This is a genomic window from Rhodanobacter sp. K2T2 (assembly GCF_013408815.1).
GTDB lineage: Bacteria > Pseudomonadota > Gammaproteobacteria > Xanthomonadales > Rhodanobacteraceae > Rhodanobacter.
This window is the reverse complement of record NZ_JACCCA010000009.1, coordinates 16,602-34,418: the sequence shown is the minus strand read 5'-3', so window position 1 is coordinate 34,418 and position 17,817 is coordinate 16,602. Positions and strand designations below refer to the sequence as shown.

Below are 17,817 nucleotides of genomic sequence, written 5' to 3'. Positions count from 1 at the left end.
AACTTGAGGATGCGGGCGTCAGCCTCTGCGAGCAGTCCGGGCCAACGGCTGCTTGTGGCCGGAACCGGCCCACTGCCCTACTCGAGATAGCAGCAGCTAATCACCTTGTCCAACGGCAGCCAATCCACCACTGCTCAGCCCTCGCACATCGCTCGCCTGAAGAAAGGCGAAGTCGATGGTCTGTTTCACGATGCGAACCGTGGCTTCGTGGGACATAACGCCAATACCAAAGAACAAGAAGATCAGAAACCCGCCAAACACGCGTGACATAGCTTCTTGGCGTAATGCATCGGACACTTCCGCCGTAAACACCCATTGCGACGCAGCCCAAACTAGGCCAGCCCAACATATGCCTAGGAGCCAGTTAATGCGGGTAATCCGCATGCTGGCTACAGAGTCCAGCGCCGCCACGCCAGACTGGAGCAAACTGATGGAGGCATCATCCGGAGCGACGGATTTGATGTACGCCGCAAGGCTAGCGACATGTTGAGGCCGCGCACTCAGCCGAGCAGACCGGCTTGGAAGAGGGAAAAGTACTGAGCCCATAGCCATCAGGCCAGCGACAACCCGGCCGTTCGACGCGTGAAGGTTCGCAGCCGGATTTCCGCCAGTTACCAACATGATGGCGACGAGGATGCACCACCAGACAGGAACAAGAAACAGCCCGAACCCAAAAGTTGCTAAGTGTTCCCGGATACCAATCAGGAGGAACCAAGGCACGTGCACAACGGCATCGATCATAGATTCGATCGATGCCCAGCGTGATTTGACGCGAGGTCCAATGACTAAGCGCTCAGCCGTTTTTATGATCGAAACTGTTTCCTCGAAGATCGACATACCCTGCCCCGTTTTGGTTTCTTTGCGCATTGCGCAAGATCAGTGCGAGAGACCTTAGCATTCCCGACCTCACGCGTGAGCTCTGCTATCGCCTAACTCAGCCGTTTCCGACCGACTCAACTGCGTCGATTTCTGCCGGTCGTTGTCGACTGCGACCGAAGACAGTGGTTGCTAAACTGGCTATTGCCAGTGGTTCGTCTGTTGTATGTAACCAGTTGCCTATATCGCTATTGGATCAGGTTGCTAGACCGCTATGGACCGATACACCAATCAAAATTATTTGAGATCTACATAACTCAAGGGAGAGCAGCAAAGTGCTCTTGTGAATCAGCTGATTTCATCATTTCAGCTATCAGACCCTTGGAGCGAATCGTGATCTTCAACTATCCAATCCTAGAAAGCCTCGTGGCGTTCGCCATCGTTTTCTTTATCGGTTTCCTTTGCGGTAAAACTCGTCAAGCCGCTGGTGAAGCACGACCTTCATCGGGGAATACAGCCCTATGACAACGTGTCCGAATTGCAACGCGGAAGCGTTTGCGGCGCTTAAGCATCACGTTCAGAAGACCGCCACAGCCACGGGCGGTGTGGCGGGTGCCATACGTGGTGTGTCATCGGCGTTGGCGGAATCGGCCCTTGCGGACGCGACTGTCGTTAACGGTCGTCGCCTCCACTTGATTGCCAACGCGATCATCGGCGGCCTTCGTGGCGGCGCGACCGGTTGTGCCGCCGGATCCCTCATCGGCGAAACGATAAAACAGTCCGTCACGGCCGTCTATCTCTGCAAGGAGTGCGGCCACTCGTTCGACTAGAGCTTTCGCCTACAACGCGCTGACCGAGTGGCCAGCCTAAACGGGGCGTCCGCCCTATCACTTGTTTCCTCTTGATACGCATAGAGCCTGGCTTCGGCCGGGCTCTATGCGTATTTCTGTCTCTTTAGGAGTTCACTCATGCATTCCGTTCAATCTATGGCTTACGTCAACGAGGTCCCTTGGCATGGGCTGGGTCAATCGCTTGCACCTCATCAACCGCTCGAAGTCTGGGCTGAACAAGCCGGCATGCGCTGGTCCATCGAGGCTTCAGACGTCCTGTTCGACAGCGGCCTCGACGCGGACGTCAGCTCCACCTTCCCGGGCCAGAAAGTTCTCTACCGCTCTGACACCAAAGCACCCTTGGCCATCGTCTCCGATCGCTACCACGTGGTCCAGCCCTCGGAGATCCTGGAGTTCTACCGTGACCTCACGGAAATTGCGGGTTTTGAGTTAGAGACGGCCGGTGTTCTCAAAGAGGGCAGGAAGTTCTGGGCGCTCGCACGCACAGGCCAGAGCGCGATGTTAAAAGGTGGCGATCAGGTCAACGGCTATCTACTGCTCGCCACGGCATGCGACGGCTCGCTGGCCACTACTGCCCAATTCACATCGGTCAGGGTCGTTTGCCAGAACACCTTGTCCGTCGCTCTCAGCAGGGATGCCTGTGCGGTAAAGGTGCCGCATCGGACTCAGTTCGATGCAAAAGCGGTTAAGCAACAGCTCGGTGTCGCGATCGCATCGTGGGATGACTTTATGCAGCGCATGAAAGCCCTGTCCGAATGCAGGGTCAATGCGAAGACGGTGGAAGCGTTGCTGCAGCGAATACTGACGTACCCCACGACCAACGTCTCCGAAACACAAACCACGGCGGTTAATGAGCGGGCACTTAAGACCGTACAGGGGCTGTTTGAAGGGCGTGGTAAAGGCGCTGACATGAGGTCTGCGGCCGACACCGCGTGGGGCCTCGTCAATTCAGTGACGGAATACGTCGACCACCATCGCCGTGCACGCAGCGACGGCCACCGTCTCGACGCGGCCTGGTTTGGTCAAGGGGCTGAGCTAAAGAAGAAAGCGTGGGACGAAGCACTGATGTTGCTCAGTTAGTGGCACCGCGCGACGTTTGACTCAGAGTCGCCAAGTTTATCCGACCCGCCCGCTTGGCCCAGACCTAGCGCACCACTGCAAGTTTAATCAAACACCCAAGCGCTCAAAGGCCCGGCTCATTGCCGGGCCTTTTTTGTTTGCCCGTCCATCACTCAGGAGCACCGATATGAAATGTGTCCGATCAAACGCTAGCGTCACCTACAACTTTGCCGCGGCGACCGAACAGGATGTTCTCGCCGCGGCGGAGGGCATTCTGATAGACAAACTGAAACGACTGGGAGCCATCACCAATCCCAGCGATGCATCCGACTTCTTGCGTATGCGCCTTGGTGGTTTGTCGCATGAGGAGTTTCATGTTCTGTGGCTGGATAACCGACACCAGATTATCGACTGTCAAAAACTGTTTACGGGGACGATAGACGGCGCCAGCGTCTACCCGCGGGAAGTGGTGCGGGCAGCATTGAGCGTCAACGCCTGCGCCGCCATTTTTGCTCACAACCATCCCAGCGGCGTGGCAGAGCCCAGCACGGCTGATCGCGTTATCACGGACGAGCTACGCGATGCACTGAAACTCATCGGGGTCCGGTTTCTGGATCACATCGTGGTGGGTGCTGACTGCGTGAGCATGGCGGGACGCGGGCTGATATGAGCTGCTGCTTCCGTGCTTCTGAGCCCTCCCTGCGCTACCTAAACTTCTACAAGTGCACCAACTGCAACACCGAATGGGAGGATGCCTGGGACGCAATGTGCGATGACGAGTGTCCGCAATGCGGCACGATCATGACGCCCTATCAGTCTGACGATTCGCCTTTGTAAGGACGAGCTTTTAGACGCCACGCGCGGAGGCTAGCGGTTCGTTCGCCGAGAGGGCTTTGCAAGCTTCTTTAATCGTTGGTCCAATTCGACCGAAAAGGCTGGAAGCGACACGTCGTAGGCCTCGCAGAGGTCCAGCACCTGAAGTAAGTCCAAGCCTCGCTTGCCTTTCTCGATGTCTGACACATAGGTCTGAGGCCGGCCGATGGTTTCGGCCACTTCAGCCTGCGTGAGGTGGCGAAGCACTCTCAGCTCGCGCAAATACTCAACAAGCACCGCATGCCGTTCGCTGTAGAGAGAGGTTCGTTTCATGACCGGACCTGGAGGGACGGTCAACGAAGCTATACCTGACTATGCGTTATATGTAATTCAGGATTTATACCTGCTTAATAGGTATTCTCGTGGGGACTTTACGACCTCACTTTCGCAGGGATGCCGCGAGCACTTGAAGGGGAATGTACCTAGCGCCGTTCTAAGCCAAGCACGCCGTCGGCGCGTTCACCTAAGCGTGGGCGATCAGCAAAGGAGCGTCCAGTTAGGGATGGGGCGACGTTGCTAGGCGACTGGTCACCAGCCGTCCGCGGACGGTTGAGGAACTGCAACGAACTGAAACCCGTAAGAGAAGGGATTTACGCGCAAGTTCGTGGGTGAGCGAATCCCGACTTTCGTGTTGCTCGTCAAACCTTACCCACCGCAAACCAAGCCAATAAGGAAATTAAACCATGCGCCAATTTCATCTGACTTCGAGCCAAAAGAAATCAAACCTGTGGATTGGGGGACTCACCGCTGCGGGCCTGTTAATCATTGCAGCCGTTTTAGGACAAGTCGCGGCCAACGAGGAGACCGGCGCCAACCTCATGCTGGCTGTCATCGGCCTGACGCTGGGCGTACTTGTCCGCAACTCGACCAAAAGGGGCTGGACATATGCGATGGCTGACCAGTCGCCAACTGCTGCCATCAAATGGACCGCGAAGCGTCGACTCGGAGTGGTCGGGCGTGCGCTGGCCATGCTCGTCGCCGGCGGCCTGATTATCAGCGGACTCGGTGGTCTGGCATCGGGAGATATCGCGTTATCGCTCTTCATGGCGCTCGCCGTGCTTGTGATTACAGCCGGCGGGATCGTGGCGGGACTGCGTTACGGCTGGAACGAAGCCCAAAGCAGTCTCGAGACAATCACCACAGCAAGAACAACACCGTAAAGCGTTGCAAAACATTCATTCGGACTACAGGGGATTTCTCATGCGTAAAACAACGGTAGGGATTGCTTTATTCACGCTTGTCGGTGCATTGCTAACGGCGTGCGGCCAGGAAACCTTGGACTCGCGACAAATCGACAACAACGGCGGCTTGGCATACAAGCACGGCAGCACTGATCCGTTTACCGGTGTCGTTGCGTTCAAAGACACGATTCCTTCCAATCTTCAGGACTATTGGACAGCGAACATCGCCACCGTTCCGGGTCACCCAGTGAATCAGGTCTTGTCAGCCTGTGAAGAGCACTACGTTAAAGGCTTACCCGACGGAGGCGCCTGGTGCGAAGGTACCGGCGGTCACAAAGCCTTCGTCCTCCACTATAAGGATGAGCAGTTCGACGGTCCGTCGACGCTGTATAACGCAGATACCGGTGAGTTGATCAAGGATCAATCATGGTCAGCGGGAAAGCTCGAAGGCACGGTTAAAACCTATACCTACGATGGAAAGCAGCTAATTAGTCGGGTTGACTGGAAAGACGGTCTACCGGACGGCACCGTCCAGCAGTGGAACACCCGAGGCGAGGCGACCATCAACGCCATCTATAAGGCTGGTCAAATCGACTCTGGGACCTTCAGCACGGATGACGGGACATTCAAGTCAACGACCGAGTTCCGAGACGGTAAGCCCAACGGAGCATTTGTAAAGGTTCTCGAGCAGGGCGATCCTTTACAGAAAGGCGTATTCGCCGACGGCCAGCGCGAAGGAGAGTGGGACGATCAAAGCATAGGCGTTACGGAGACTTACAATCAGATACATAGGAGTTGCTGGGACGCGAAGATTGACCTCGGTCACGCCCTCACCAGCCCCGCCCATATCGACTCACATTGGAAGCAAGGAAAGCTTGATGGCGAAGCTAAAGCCTGGGACGTAGATGGAAAACTGCTTTTCGACCTGCACTTCAGCGACGGGTCTTTGGTCGGGACAAATCTTGTCGTAAACGACAGCGGAACGACGCAGACTTTTAACTTGAATGCCGGACACGTCGTATCTGAACCGGTGTCTGCGTCAAGCAGCGCGGTGCCTTCAGAAGCGCCTCAGGAACCCACTAAAGCCCAACCAGGCCGCGCCTCAAGCATTAGTTCTCCCGCGGATGCGTTGTCTGGGAGCGTGCAGATTCTAGGTACGGGAAACGCCTGTCTTGACGATTGGGAAGCCGCTTACCGCAAAGAGCGTGGTGACGACGCCGTTATCGCATATGACCAGATTGACGAATGGACCGAAGACTGTAAGCAAGGAAAAACAGCCCCCAAGAACTAGATGCTTAAGAGCCTCACGTTATCGCAATATCGGAACGGCTCGGGAGCTAACGCAGTACCTAAAGGTGGTTAGGAGATACAAAAAGCGCACGATCACGTGCGCTTTTTTTTTGCCTCCATAACCTCGTTCGAGGAGCACGCCATTTCATGGGCCTTTGATGACAGCTTTAGCGCTTGCCCTTCGAGCTCGGTCTCAATAGCGCGGGCCTCATCCCGATTCGTATCAGCCAGATGACCGCGCTCGACACATAACTTAACCGAGATTGCCGACGGGCTAACCATCCGACTGAAGGTCGCTTGTCGACCCATTTCTGCCGTTGGCAAGCGTCTGCTTTGCGGCGTCATCTTTAGGCGGCTGAACGTCTCTTCCTGGCCGATTGGGGCCTTCCCCTTCGCCGAACTCGACGGCAGGAAGCTGCCGTTCAACGTTTAACATCAACGGCTACAGCCACTGCTTGGGTGACGGAAGGATCAGTCGTGGCTCGATGCGCTACGAAACCAGCCCCTAGAGCAGAAGTGCTTGACCAAGATATCCAAGCAACCAGCCTACTGCTCATCATCGCTGCTCACTGAGGAGTTCGTCACGAATCTGTTGGATGAACACTCGCTCTACGGCTTCCTGGAAAGCAGGGCCGAATGCAGGCGAATCAAGCGGCGTGCGATGCAGCTCAGATAGAGCTCCCGCGTACGTCGAGGAAATTACCAGCTCAGTACCGACGGCGTCCACGCGGAACTGAATGAAGGGATCGATCGACGAAGATGCGGACATTAAAAAGCAGAGTGCTGTCTTGGCCCACCGTTCCTCGATTCTTACTTCATGCGCCGTTTGCGTAGGCCGCAGCATGGGGGCGATCCTCTGGGCCTCAAGCGAAGACATCACGGCAGATATCTCCTGAAGCGCTCTCTCGAGGCTGCTCAGCATTTGCTGCTTCGCCTTGGACGAGGCGGAGCTTTGAAGCACGCGAACATCTTCGAGTAGCGCATTACGAGTCATCGGTGCCTCAATGGCACCCGTCTCAATTCGTTGTAGTTCCGATCTGAGTTCCCCAGCCGACTGCCATCTGCTAGTCAACGCATTTTGAAAAGCAGTATCGAAGACCCGCTTTAATTGGCTCACGCGCCAGATATCGCCTATCGACAAGAGCCTCTCGCTGGCTATCTCGACTTGATGTGGCAGCTGGCCATGACCATCTGCAAGCACAGCAGGAACCTCGCCCGTGAGCGCATAAAGCAGTACGCCTGAACAGAACGTCACGTCGCTGCGCAGATCACGCTTGATTGGCGAACTCGGAGCGAGCTCGGGCAGCCGGAGAAACCGATTTCCAACCTCCTCATAGAGATCGGTTGCATCTCGTGCCACCTCATCGTCGTTGAACGAGAGGCCGAAGTCCACAAGCACAGGATCTCCGGGATTGAGTCCGCGCAAGATGATATTGGCAGGTTTGATATCGCGATGAACGACTTCAGATTGATGGCAGTGCTCTACGATACCCAGCAATGCGATGGCGAATCTGATCGCGTCCAAGAGAGGCAAAGGCCCGTGGCTTTCAACGTACTTGTCGAGCGTTGAACCTTTCACTACTTCGGTAACAAGGTAGAGCTTGTAGTCCTGGTCGTCGAAGTTTTCCGCGTTCGTCTCGATGAGCTTGGGAATTGCTGGGTGCTGCAGCGTCCGGTACGACGCCACTTCCCGATACATCCGCTGTCGACGGCTCAGATCATTCTGGTGTCGAAGAATCTTTAGGAACCTTTCTCCGGGCTCACTTCCGTCCTTCCGAACCACGATCTTGATGTCTCCTTGACCACCGCCTTCGCCGCTTGAAACAGCGGTCCAGTTTTCGTCCCATTTACGGGCATCTGGGTGTGTGGCTGCGGCGCTTGAATTCATGTTCTCTTCCTGAAGTGGTCTTTCCCATACCGCGCATTGCTAGTGCGTTTTTCATCCAGATGCCGGCGATGCCTGATCGCCCAAACGGGCTGGCCTCACCGTTGCCATTAGCAGCCTAATGGTCTGAATCTCCCCAGCATTCTGAGACACCCGCAACTCGCACGGTGGACAGCCGCATAGCTGCCGCTGGTAGACTTTCGCCTTCAGTCTGTAGTGGTCTCTCGCGGAGATGCTTTCAAGGACTGCTTCTGGCCGGTCAGCGACCGTTAGTCGCCATTCGACGATTCAGAGCCCGATGAAGACTGATCGACGGTCGCTGTGCGACCCAATGCGGACACCGCAACGGGGGCAGCGCGTCGCTGCGCCACGCATTCCGGTCGCGCGGTAGATCCGAAATTCCGTCGACCCGTTTTAGCTCGCGCCTTCAGGCGTATCATTTCCGCATGGCCACCCTTCCCCCAGGCGTCCCAGCGGACAGCGTCATCGTGAGCGTGGCGAGGGTCGGAGATCTCGCCTCAGCGCTCCGCGCAGCAAACGTCACCGTGCCTGGTCGGGCGAGCAGGCGGACGCACTACCAAGTCGAGATCTACTCGCTCATCCGGGTGCTGGCGTTGCGGGCCTACCACCTTTCCGATTTCCCGCTGAAGCTCATCAAGCGCGAGCGGCCAGACTTCATGCTCTCGGCGAACGGAGTGGCGATCGGCGTCGAGCACACCGAAGCGGTTCCCCAAAACGTGGCGAAGGAAGCCTTCCTACGCGATAGTGGCATCGGTCCCGAGACCCACTACCTGCGCCCTGCCGCCATCGGCGAGCGAGCAAAGGGCTCCAAAGAAATCCGCGCCGAAATAGAAGCGGACAAAATGGGCGAAGGGTGGATGGGCGATTCGGCCGAGTGCAGCTGGGTCGAGGCCATGACCCAGTTCGTCAGTGACAAGATCCAGGCCGCGCAGTCGCCCGACTACACTCGCTTCGATCGCACCTGGCTCGTGATCTACGACAACTGGCCGGCGCCGATCCTCAACCACGCTAAGGCGGTGCCGCTGCTGACCGCCGAACTGCTCAAGCTCGCGACCTGGTCGGTCTTCGAGCGCGTCTTCATCCTCGACGAGTCTGTCTTACTCGAGATTGAGCAAACCGCGGTTCGCTTCCACTGCGTCAACCACTGCTGAGGACGCGCTGTCGATTCAGCGGCTGCCGGTGCCTCTCAGCTCCTCGTCGGTGAATGCGACCTTGATACCCGAGGGCGATAGCCATCCAATCGCCAACTGGTAAGCGAGGCACCGCGATGCTGATGCCACAGCTGTTCGAATAGGGTAGAAGACGGTGGCAATCCTGCCTTGGAATGGCTGCAGCAGCGCTAGGCGCTCGCCATTGCGTTCGACCGCCCGCCGGCCCCTGGTGACCGGGCGGTCGATGTCCAGCCAAGTCAACCCGTCGAAGGCATCCGGCACGCGCTCAGAACCTGATGGCATCGAGGCGAATCTTCCGAAATGGCTTCGACCACGTCCCGTCCGCGTGCGCGCGGCGCACGTACCCGACGCCGGTTCCGTTCGAGTACGTCACGGCGCCGGCGCGCCACCGGATGAAGTCGGGCCAGCCGCTCGGCCGTGGGTACAATTTCTCCGAATGGATCAGCGCATCCTGGCCGCGAGCTTCTTCAGCGGTCGTGACGCGATATCGCTTTGTCACTCCATCATCCGAATCCAAGACCGCGTGGTTGATGCGGTGTTTGGAGGGAATGCGCCTAGCCTCAATTTCATCAAACTCGCGGCTGATCGAGGTGGCATCGCCAATTTCGCGGAAATAGACGTTCGCCATCGCGGTTAGTAGTTGCTGCTGGTTGAGCATGCGCACGTCGCTATCTCTCTTGACGCAGACCCAACCGTTGGCCACCGGCAGCGAGTAGACATCCCCGTCGTACGCCAGAAAAAGATGCCGGGGCGTAAGGGGAAGCAAGCAAATCGTCCCGGATTTTGATAACCCCGGCGCACCGAGTCGTTCGTGTCCTGGTCGCAGGTACCAGCGATTCGTGCAGATGGCAGGGTCGTCGCTCGTGAAGAAATCGACGGTCGACCGATTGCGCAGCAGGCACACCTTCAGGTCTTCCACGGCAGAAACCATCTCGGGGACCGTCGGCATCACCAGCTGCACGGCCTCTGCGAGCGACGTCCGGAATTCCTCGGGCGCTCCCGTCGTGTCTACTACCTCGTCGGACATCGCCGCGAATGCGCGCGAAGCAGCTTCTGTTCTCAAGTGCTGCAGCACCCAGAACGCGCGAAATACCTCACGATCATCGCTGGTCAAGTTGTAGCTCGGGACGGAGATCCGCGAAATTGCCGCGGAATACAGCCCTTCGATCAGCTGCATCTTCTTTTCGTAGTGAAGGTCCTTTCCATAGAAGTAGTCGGCCGAACACTGATTCTTCACCGGCGCATTCGGCACGGCGCGGCGGCGCGCGAAGTTGAACAGGTTGATCGCTACGCCTTCGCCATCCAGCGTGAATGGGCGCAGGTGGCAGCGCGGCACGAAATGCTGATTCTTGAGCGCAGGCATGGGACGCGCAGTCTGCCTCCAGGGGGCCTTTCGGAGCAAGGCTCTGCCGACGAGGCGTGCCGCGCGCCAAGGAGCAACCATGGGGCAAGTCCCGTCGGTCAAAAAGCCGCGACCCGGGCAGATAGGTATCTCAAACCATATGAACGGGCATTCGCCAGTCGCGAATGGCAGCTCTGCGGCGCGCAGTTGAAGATGTCGACCGACAGAAGTTGGCCGAAGTCGGCCGGTCGACTTCCGCTGCTAGCGCGCGTGGCCACTCCCATCAGCTCGGTGTTCTGATCATTCGCTACGAGCACACGAACTACCGGTAAGTGTCGGCCCGGCAACATGCTCATGCCCGCATGCATCGCTGCGCATCTTCTAGGCGCGCGCATCGGAACTGCCAGCCAGGGGCCCGGAAACCCGCCGCAAGGCGCCAGCGGACTTTATGTTGCCTCGTAACATAGACAAAGCCAGAGACGACGGCGCTTACGCTGATCATCATATATTTCAATAACTTATACTTGTTTCAGCAAAACATCTGCACAACACCGAGTGCAGGATCCACCCATTGCGTCTCTGTCGCTGGTAAGGCCTTCGAACGCATACAGCGCTCGCATCGCCTCCGTTAAACCAAGAGTCTGTTTGCTGAGCTTGAAAAGTCAGTGCAGCAGGTGGTCTGTGGGTGCCCGCATATGATGCTGTGGTAAGTAAGAAATATTGGCATGGCTAGCTGCCATCAGAATCGAAGGCTCACCCACTTGCCTCAGACTGCATAGCGTAGCTACAACAACCACAGCTACGCCCTTTAGTGGCGGGCGACTACATAGCGGGCGAAGTACTACCCCCGTTGCGACGAGCGCACTGTGTGGCTTGGACAAAGTGTCCAAGCAAATTTCTATCCTGATTCCGCCGATAAATGTTTACGCTCCCCTTAGCCTTGAGAACAAACCACTAAACAACATTCTCCCGCGGCTACCGGTTCACTAATCGCACCGATGACGAGTACCGAGCACCTATCGCTGAAGCATATAGCCGACAAGAGATACTGATGACGCGCCATGCAGATGGCTCCGCGCCGCTAGACATGCCGATGCCTACCCGTCTAGCTCATCTAGGCCAAGACCAATCTAAATTCGACCATATCGATAACAGCCAACTCTCCGTCGAATACTCCAATGCGATGCGTGAAGCATTTGAAGTCTGAAGGTACCCCGGTCATCGGTTCCACCTGACAAGTAGAGTGTCGGCTATCGCCTGACACTAGCCGGATCGGGCCTGACTCACGGGGAAGCTATATGGTGCGCCCTTCTCGTTTTAGACGATGTTGGCAGCGGTAGCACACGCGTGTAGGCGCAAGCCATCCTGCGCGTCCGCTAATAGCTATACCCGTGTAGTCAGCATCGTAAGTTGACCATGCCTCCTACGCGTACTCGGACGCATAGCGATGTTTAACCTAGGAAGCAGTAAAAGTTTACTGCTCTGCTTATGGTTATGGGTTGAGTACGAGTTAGGTGGTCAGGCATACCGCCTGATGATCAACAGAGAACGTTAAGTAGCGCATAAACAAGAGCACCCCTCTTACTAGGTTGTAGAGGGAGGAGAAGCAGTACGCGCACTTACCCTTTCTCATGAAAGCTGCCCCTGAAGCAGTGATGACAACACAAGAGCAAGCTGGCGAAGATCCCTTCGCCAGCTTTTCTATTACCAATAAAGAAAGGGTGTCCACAATGGCTAGTTTTCATCATCGTATAAAGAGTGGAAAGAAGGGTACGGCAGAGGCGCATGTCGAATACATCGCTCGCGAAGGCAAGCACGCTTTGCGGCATGACTTGATGGCATCTGGCGTTGGAAACATGCCGGGTTGGGCAGAACAACGCCCCATGCTCTTCTGGCATCTGGCAGATCGCTACGAACGCAAGAACGGTGCTGCCTATAAAGAACATGAAGTCGCTCTTCCATCGGAGTTGCTACTAGCGCAGCAAGTCGAACTGGTAGAGCGCCTGTTACCAATACTTGTCGGCGATAAGCCACATCAGTGGGCTATCCACATGCCAAAGTCATCGTTGGAAGGTGTAGCCAACGCGCACGTGCACATCATGTACTCCGATCGCATGGACGACGGTATTCCTCGTGCACCAGAACAGGGGTTCAAACGTTATAACCCGACTGAGCCAAGTAAAGGCGGCTTCCGGAAGGACAGCGGCGGAATGAGTCCACTTGAAATACGGATGAAGATGAAAGCCTTGCGCAAGCAAGGCGCAGACATACAAAACGAAGTGCTAGAGAAATATGGGCACAGCGCCCGTGTTGATCACCGGTCCCTGCGCGATCGGGGCATTGAACAGAAGCCTGAAACACACCTCGGTCAAGCCCGTATCCGTCGAATGTCGGAGTCTGAGAAGAAGGCATACTTGGACGAGAGAAATAAGCGCCGAGGGTAGCGAAGAGGCTATGACCATGCCTCTCGTAACGACGAGAGAGTCGTGCGCCTTAATTGCGTTAGCACTTGATAGGAATCCAGCTCTCACTCATTGAGCGGCTCAAGCTACGAGTTTCGAAAGCGGGGTTCTACTCCGAAATCACGGACGGTTGTGAAAGGGTGGAAAACTTCAAATCCTTTCTGGCGGTCCTTCGCCGCATTCTTGGGTTGTGGCGCCGCTCGATGTATTCGAACACATCCGCTCTTGCGGTATCGAGTGTTGGATAGGTCATGCGATAAATCCGTTCGCGCTTGAGCATGCCGAAGAAGCCCTCGCAAGCGGCGTTGTCGCCGCAGTGGCCAACCGCGCTCATCGAGCACACCAGCGCGTTGGCCAGCAAATACTTCTGATAATCACCGCTTCTGAACTGACTACCTCTATCCGAATGCAGGATCACTGGTTCGTTGTGCTGTCGCTGCCATACAGCCGTCTGTACGGCCCGGATCACCATCTGCCGATCTTGCCGATGGTGCATCGACCAACCCACCACCCGATGGTCGAACAGGTCCAAGACGACGCATAGATAAAGCTTGCCTTCTCCGATTTTAATCTCGGTGATGTCCGTGACCCATTTGGTTTCCGGCTCCCGTGCGGTGAAGTCCCTTTCCAGCCGGTTGCGCACGCCTGGCGGAGTGAGTGCCGGCCGTGCTCGCATCCCCCGTCGCTTCGGGCGCGGCCAACCCTGCAAGCCATCAGCGGCCATCAACCGAGCCACGCGGTTCAGGCCGACCCGCTGACCTTCATCGGCCAGGTCTTCCTGCATCCGGCCGACACCCAACGTGCCTCCGCTGTCTTCGTGCAGCTCACGCATACGCCCCAGCAAACGTGCATTGTCGAGCTGGCCGGCGCTAGGCAGGCGCAGGCTCCAGTCGTAATAACCGCTGGCCGAGAGCCGCAGGCAACGGCACATCAGCCGGATCGGGAACTGATCGAGGTAACGTTCGATCACTTGATATCTCAGGATGATCCCTTGGCAAAGAACGTCGCCGCTTCGCGCAAAAAATCCCGCTCCTTCTTCACCCGCGCTAGCTCGCGATTCAAACGCTCCAGCTCCTCATCCCGTGGCGTGCCCGTGCCGGCAAAGGTGCTGTTGCGTTGACTCCCGGCCTCACGCTTCCAGCGCGTCAACAGGTTGTCCCGGATCCCCAGCTTACGAGCTACCTGGGCACAACTGACGCCCGGTTGGCTCGCTTGTTCAAGCGCACCACGCTTGAACTCCACACTGAACTTTCTTCGCTTCGACATGAACACTCCTATCGGACCTCATCGGCCTTCTCGTAAGTGTCCGTGAAATCGGGGGTGAACCCGGGCGGGTCGATGACGGTATCGAACGTTCGCCGGAGCAAACCTTTCAACGGTTCAATGCCGCGCGTCCTGAACCGGGTGGCAGCAGGAAGGTTGGTTCTGGGGTGAGGCCATCCCAGATCAAGGCTTCTACCATCGAGATGCGTCGCATCATTGCCGAAACGATCAACGATGGGCTTGCCCATCACGGGTTCTCGGATCGTATGGTTGACCATCGTTCGTTGCGAGATCAGGGGATCTTCCGGGAGCCGGCGCCATACTTGGGGCCAGGTCAACTTCGGAAGGTGAAGCAGCAAGGCAACGAGTATTTCCGCCATCGGCGGATTCGGGCGAATGATCACTTATCGCAAATATCTTCAGACGAGTGGGTGATCTAACAACTGCTGGCCCGTAGGGCGTCTGGGAAGTTAGCGGGGGATGGCTGGTTCATCCAGTCCAGCGGCGGCCTAGTCTTGTCGTTGGAGGTGGTGTGCACGGACCTGCTCGTCTGTCGTAGTAGAGCCGGGGCTGGTTCCACGACAAGGCCGTTGGGTGCCACGAAACGGCAGCTACTGGCGCTACTGTAGCAGCGATAGCACGTTTTTCATGTGGCGCAGGTAGACGCGGCTTCCCTCTGGGCTAAGCAGGCAGTAGTTAAGCGCCAACGCCAACGGCACACACACGTCGACGAGAATGAGCAGGGCCTTCTGCACTGCGTTCCCGTAGGCATGTTCAATGCCTGTCAAGCCGACGGGTTCAGGCCGACGGGTTACTGTGAACCTAACTTGGGGTCATCCTTGGTCGGTCGTCGTGGCGACCGACCAAGGCCATCTATCAACGAACAGGACTAATCGGGAAAAATTGGACGTTGAGGTCCAGATAGGCTTTCCTTGTAGAAATGGGATAAGTGAAAATTTTCAGCTCGTGCAAAATGTCGAGCATGATATCCAGCTCTTCGACAGGCATGTGCGAGAGCTGAAGTACATGGTTCTTCGGAATCAGCGCCGCGCGTTCGTCTCGATATCCCGTTACAACGTCATGATGACCTACCCACCATGTGTAGAGGATTTTGATGATCTTCTTGAGCTTTTCGGCCAAGGGCTTCACCATAAAAATCCGGCATGCTTGGGCCAGGTACCATTCCACGATCTGGATGGCCCGCTTTACGGTGCTGGCAGAAATCTCTTTCTCGTTGCCGCCATCGGAAACGTGGAGAACCGCGGCAAGGCGCGTGATGAGCTGTGGTGACTTCTTGGCAAGAAGCCTGGCACTTCGCCACAGTCCATCCCGCCCCAAAAGCGGCTGGATGCAGTTCATCCATTCGACGAGCACTTCGGATGCATCATGATCCAAGTCGAGTTCGGTGGGCATGAACTCGTCGGCGCTGGCCGAGGCGTTGATTTCGTAGAGCATGCGTTCAAGGGTGGCGCAGAAATGATCGACATATACCCAAGAAGGGTTTGCGATGGGGGTTGGCACCTTGACATCCTTTTCTTCGACCATGGCGATGAAACAACGGCCAAGAAATCCCCGCTCGATGGCATCGTCTCCGTACTTGGCGATGAACTTCTCGAGCGCCTTGGGATAGGTTGCAAGCGACATGGTCATGATCGGCTGTTCAATGCGAACCTTGAAGTTCCTTCGACCTCGGCGAATGGGCTTGCCATCGAAAATACGGTTGAGGTCGGGTTGGTCTTCTTTAATTGTTCCTTTCAGAAGGGCCTCACCTTCGTCGCTGATGAGAAAAACACACTTCTCGCCACGATTCATCGTGTCGAGGATGTCGCTGATTGACGCATCTGTCTTCAGCATGTCGGGTTCATGCGGCATGATCGGCTCACCGACCAGGTGGTCATCCAATGCCTTTTCGACGTCGACGAGCTCAGGGTCGTCTTCCTCAAGCCCGCGTATCGACAGGTTAGTTACTCGCTGTGCCTTGCCCTTCTTCTTTGCGTTCCACTTTGCCAACTTGCGCTTATACAGCAACATGTCATCTTCGAACTTATTCCTCAGGTCTGACTGGTAGTTCTCGAATGCCTTGACTAGGCGTTCGTCGACCCGAGATTTGCCGCTACCCGACTCTGATGCCACGATGAAGAAAATCGACAGTAGATCAAGGCCACCACTTAGCGTTTTCACGCGGTAGCCACGTTGGAAGGCGCCGGCCATGCACGTCAACATTTCACCCAGAATGACGGCAGGAGGCGCGCCTGTGTTTTTCAGGAATTCCAGGAACGCGTCGCGCCCACGGATTGACAATGCTTGATAGGGACATTCCTTGACCTGAAGGAGATGGCCGAAAAGGCCATCTCCGAGCAGTTTCTCGGCCAGAGCTATAAAGTCGATATCGGTAATCTGGCGCTTAATGTCTGCGAAGCCGCTTATGCGACCTATATTGAACCCCAGGTTCATGCCGACTCCTCCTGCTGATCACCTTCCGTGGTGCTGTCAGGCACGGTTTGGGTCATCGGTGCGGAATCATCGGCTTTGCCGGCATTGGTAGCTTTACGAATCTTTGGCTTCCTCGGTGAGCCGAGAGGCTTGCATTCGAACTGTTCACCAACTTTCAAGCGACGCTCGAGTTCGCCGTTGAACACTTTGATGATCGTCGCCGTGTGCACACCCGGCCATGTGAGCTTCAGGGTGACGATGACCTGCTGGTCGCTGGCGCCGAGCATCCGTGCGTCAACAATCGAGGAAAACATCGTTTCCATAGCGCGACTCATCAACACTTCCTTGCTCGGACGCATTGCTTTGAACATCGCAATCGTTTCATCCGTCGACAAACCCGTTGTGGTCGACTCATCAGCCGTCTCGACTGAATCGCTAGTCGTGTTGATCACGGCGTCACCTCGCCATGACTTCCAGCGAGGATCGTTGACTGGGAGCTGTTCTGGTTCGCGGCAATACCCATGCGATCGAACCATGCGCCGATAGCTGCTGTCGCCCAACGCTTCTTGCCCGTCTTGATTACGGGCTCCGGGAGTTGCAACCACGGGTGCGGAGGGATCTTGTCATTCTGCTTGAGGTGGCCAGACGCATCGTACATAGGCACGAGGCCGTACAAGTAGGCAGATGAGTTTGAGAGCTTCGCGAACTTGAGGATTTCGCTCAGCGACATGAAACCTGCCGAGACTTCCACTGCTGCGAGACGCTGGGCGATAGCGACAAACTGCCGCGCGAGCGGGCTAATGTTGAGGGGCCGTGTGTCGGGCAAGTGCAGGGCCGCGGCTGCCTGGTTAACACTAGGAACCGCGGAGGACCCAAATTGCGCCTGATGATTCATTTCCATAGTTATTCCAACCGATCGTATCCGTGATCGCTTGCGTGCCGAGAGTTGGGTGTCGAAAACTCGTGAAACAGCCGCAAACAATCATTGCTACGCAGAGAAGCGTAGATGAGGGTTTTCCGTTTCAAGACGGGGTGGCTCACGGTCAGTGCCGCACGAACGGCGCACCGGAATGCCAGAATCGGTTGTCATCTCCGGCAGGTAAAGACCATACCAAATGGAAGCCAAAGCTGTCCAGAGCAAAAGAAAGCCGGATCAGCGGGCCACGAAA

At 56.5% G+C, this 17,817-nt stretch carries 16 protein-coding genes; 7 read left to right on the top strand and 9 right to left on the bottom strand.

Annotation, left to right across the window (positions count from 1 at the left end):
• Positions 1 to 96: 96 nt before the first annotated feature.
• Positions 97 to 867: a hypothetical protein gene (locus tag HDE78_RS14750; protein WP_179480833.1), complete on the bottom strand. Its 771-nt coding sequence runs from the start codon at positions 865 to 867 to the stop codon at positions 97 to 99.
• Between the two features lie 470 nt (positions 868 to 1,337).
• Here HDE78_RS14750 and HDE78_RS14745 point away from each other — a divergent pair, with 470 nt between their 5' ends.
• The 3 genes from HDE78_RS14745 (at position 1,338) to HDE78_RS14735 (ending at position 3,396) form a co-directional block, all read left to right on the top strand.
• The gene (locus HDE78_RS14745) at positions 1,338 to 1,646 is read left to right on the top strand and encodes a hypothetical protein (protein ID WP_179480831.1); all 309 of its coding nucleotides are present in this window, start codon (positions 1,338 to 1,340) and stop codon (positions 1,644 to 1,646) included.
• Positions 1,647 to 1,784: 138 nt separating this feature from the next.
• On the top strand, positions 1,785 to 2,747 hold the full coding sequence (locus HDE78_RS14740) for a DUF932 domain-containing protein (RefSeq protein ID WP_179480829.1): 963 nt from the start codon (positions 1,785 to 1,787) through the stop codon (positions 2,745 to 2,747).
• Between the two features lie 166 nt (positions 2,748 to 2,913).
• Complete coding sequence (locus HDE78_RS14735; protein ID WP_179480827.1) at positions 2,914 to 3,396, top strand: JAB domain-containing protein; 483 nt, start codon at positions 2,914 to 2,916, stop codon at positions 3,394 to 3,396.
• 197 nt (positions 3,397 to 3,593) lie between these two features.
• Here the strand turns inward: HDE78_RS14735 and HDE78_RS14730 are convergent, their stop codons facing one another.
• Positions 3,594 to 3,872, bottom strand: a complete 279-nt coding sequence (locus HDE78_RS14730) for a helix-turn-helix transcriptional regulator (RefSeq protein WP_179480825.1) — start codon at positions 3,870 to 3,872, stop codon at positions 3,594 to 3,596.
• Between the two features lie 410 nt (positions 3,873 to 4,282).
• Here HDE78_RS14730 and HDE78_RS14725 point away from each other — a divergent pair, with 410 nt between their 5' ends.
• Both HDE78_RS14725 and HDE78_RS14720 read left to right on the top strand, forming a co-directional pair.
• Positions 4,283 to 4,759 carry a hypothetical protein gene (locus tag HDE78_RS14725; protein ID WP_179480823.1) on the top strand — a complete coding sequence of 159 codons (477 nt, stop codon included), beginning with the start codon at positions 4,283 to 4,285 and terminating at the stop codon, positions 4,757 to 4,759.
• Between the two features lie 40 nt (positions 4,760 to 4,799).
• Positions 4,800 to 6,071 (top strand): hypothetical protein, encoded by a 1,272-nt coding sequence (locus HDE78_RS14720; protein ID WP_179480820.1) that lies wholly within the window; start codon positions 4,800 to 4,802, stop codon positions 6,069 to 6,071.
• Between the two features lie 555 nt (positions 6,072 to 6,626).
• On the opposite strand, the gene HDE78_RS14715 is transcribed toward HDE78_RS14720, so the two are convergent.
• Positions 6,627 to 7,958, bottom strand: a complete 1,332-nt coding sequence (locus HDE78_RS14715; protein ID WP_179480818.1) for a protein kinase — start codon at positions 7,956 to 7,958, stop codon at positions 6,627 to 6,629.
• Between the two features lie 443 nt (positions 7,959 to 8,401).
• On the opposite strand from HDE78_RS14715, the gene HDE78_RS14710 reads away from it, so the two are divergent.
• Entirely contained in the window at positions 8,402 to 9,127 is a 726-nt protein-coding gene (locus HDE78_RS14710; protein ID WP_179480816.1) for a hypothetical protein, read from the top strand.
• Between the two features lie 286 nt (positions 9,128 to 9,413).
• On the opposite strand, the gene HDE78_RS14705 is transcribed toward HDE78_RS14710, so the two are convergent.
• A complete protein-coding gene (locus HDE78_RS14705) occupies positions 9,414 to 10,511 on the bottom strand; it encodes a DUF4238 domain-containing protein (RefSeq protein ID WP_179480814.1) in 1,098 nt (365 codons plus the stop codon).
• 1,610 nt (positions 10,512 to 12,121) lie between these two features.
• Between HDE78_RS14705 and HDE78_RS14700 the strand changes: the two genes are divergently transcribed.
• The gene (locus HDE78_RS14700) at positions 12,122 to 12,934 is read left to right on the top strand and encodes a MobA/MobL family protein (protein ID WP_218862397.1); all 813 of its coding nucleotides are present in this window, start codon (positions 12,122 to 12,124) and stop codon (positions 12,932 to 12,934) included.
• Between the two features lie 127 nt (positions 12,935 to 13,061).
• On the opposite strand, the gene HDE78_RS14695 is transcribed toward HDE78_RS14700, so the two are convergent.
• The 5 genes from HDE78_RS14695 to HDE78_RS14675 form a co-directional block, all read right to left on the bottom strand.
• Positions 13,062 to 14,218, bottom strand: a protein-coding gene (locus tag HDE78_RS14695; RefSeq protein ID WP_179480812.1) for an IS3 family transposase whose coding sequence is annotated in 2 segments (ribosomal slippage) — positions 13,062 to 13,978 and positions 13,978 to 14,218 — 1,158 coding nt in all. Because the reading frame shifts where the segments join, the coding sequence is not laid out codon by codon here.
• Positions 14,219 to 14,226: 8 nt separating this feature from the next.
• On the bottom strand, positions 14,227 to 14,619 hold the full coding sequence (locus HDE78_RS14690) for a hypothetical protein (RefSeq protein WP_179480810.1): 393 nt from the start codon (positions 14,617 to 14,619) through the stop codon (positions 14,227 to 14,229).
• Positions 14,620 to 15,091: 472 nt separating this feature from the next.
• The gene (locus tag HDE78_RS14685; RefSeq protein ID WP_179480808.1) at positions 15,092 to 16,669 is read right to left on the bottom strand and encodes a DUF3987 domain-containing protein; all 1,578 of its coding nucleotides are present in this window, start codon (positions 16,667 to 16,669) and stop codon (positions 15,092 to 15,094) included.
• Positions 16,666 to 17,100: a hypothetical protein gene (locus tag HDE78_RS14680; protein WP_179480806.1), complete on the bottom strand. Its 435-nt coding sequence runs from the start codon at positions 17,098 to 17,100 to the stop codon at positions 16,666 to 16,668. Before HDE78_RS14680 ends, HDE78_RS14685 begins: the two co-directional genes overlap by 4 nt.
• Complete coding sequence (locus HDE78_RS14675; protein WP_179480804.1) at positions 17,097 to 17,549, bottom strand: hypothetical protein; 453 nt, start codon at positions 17,547 to 17,549, stop codon at positions 17,097 to 17,099. Before HDE78_RS14675 ends, HDE78_RS14680 begins: the two co-directional genes overlap by 4 nt.
• Positions 17,550 to 17,817 lie beyond the last annotated feature (268 nt).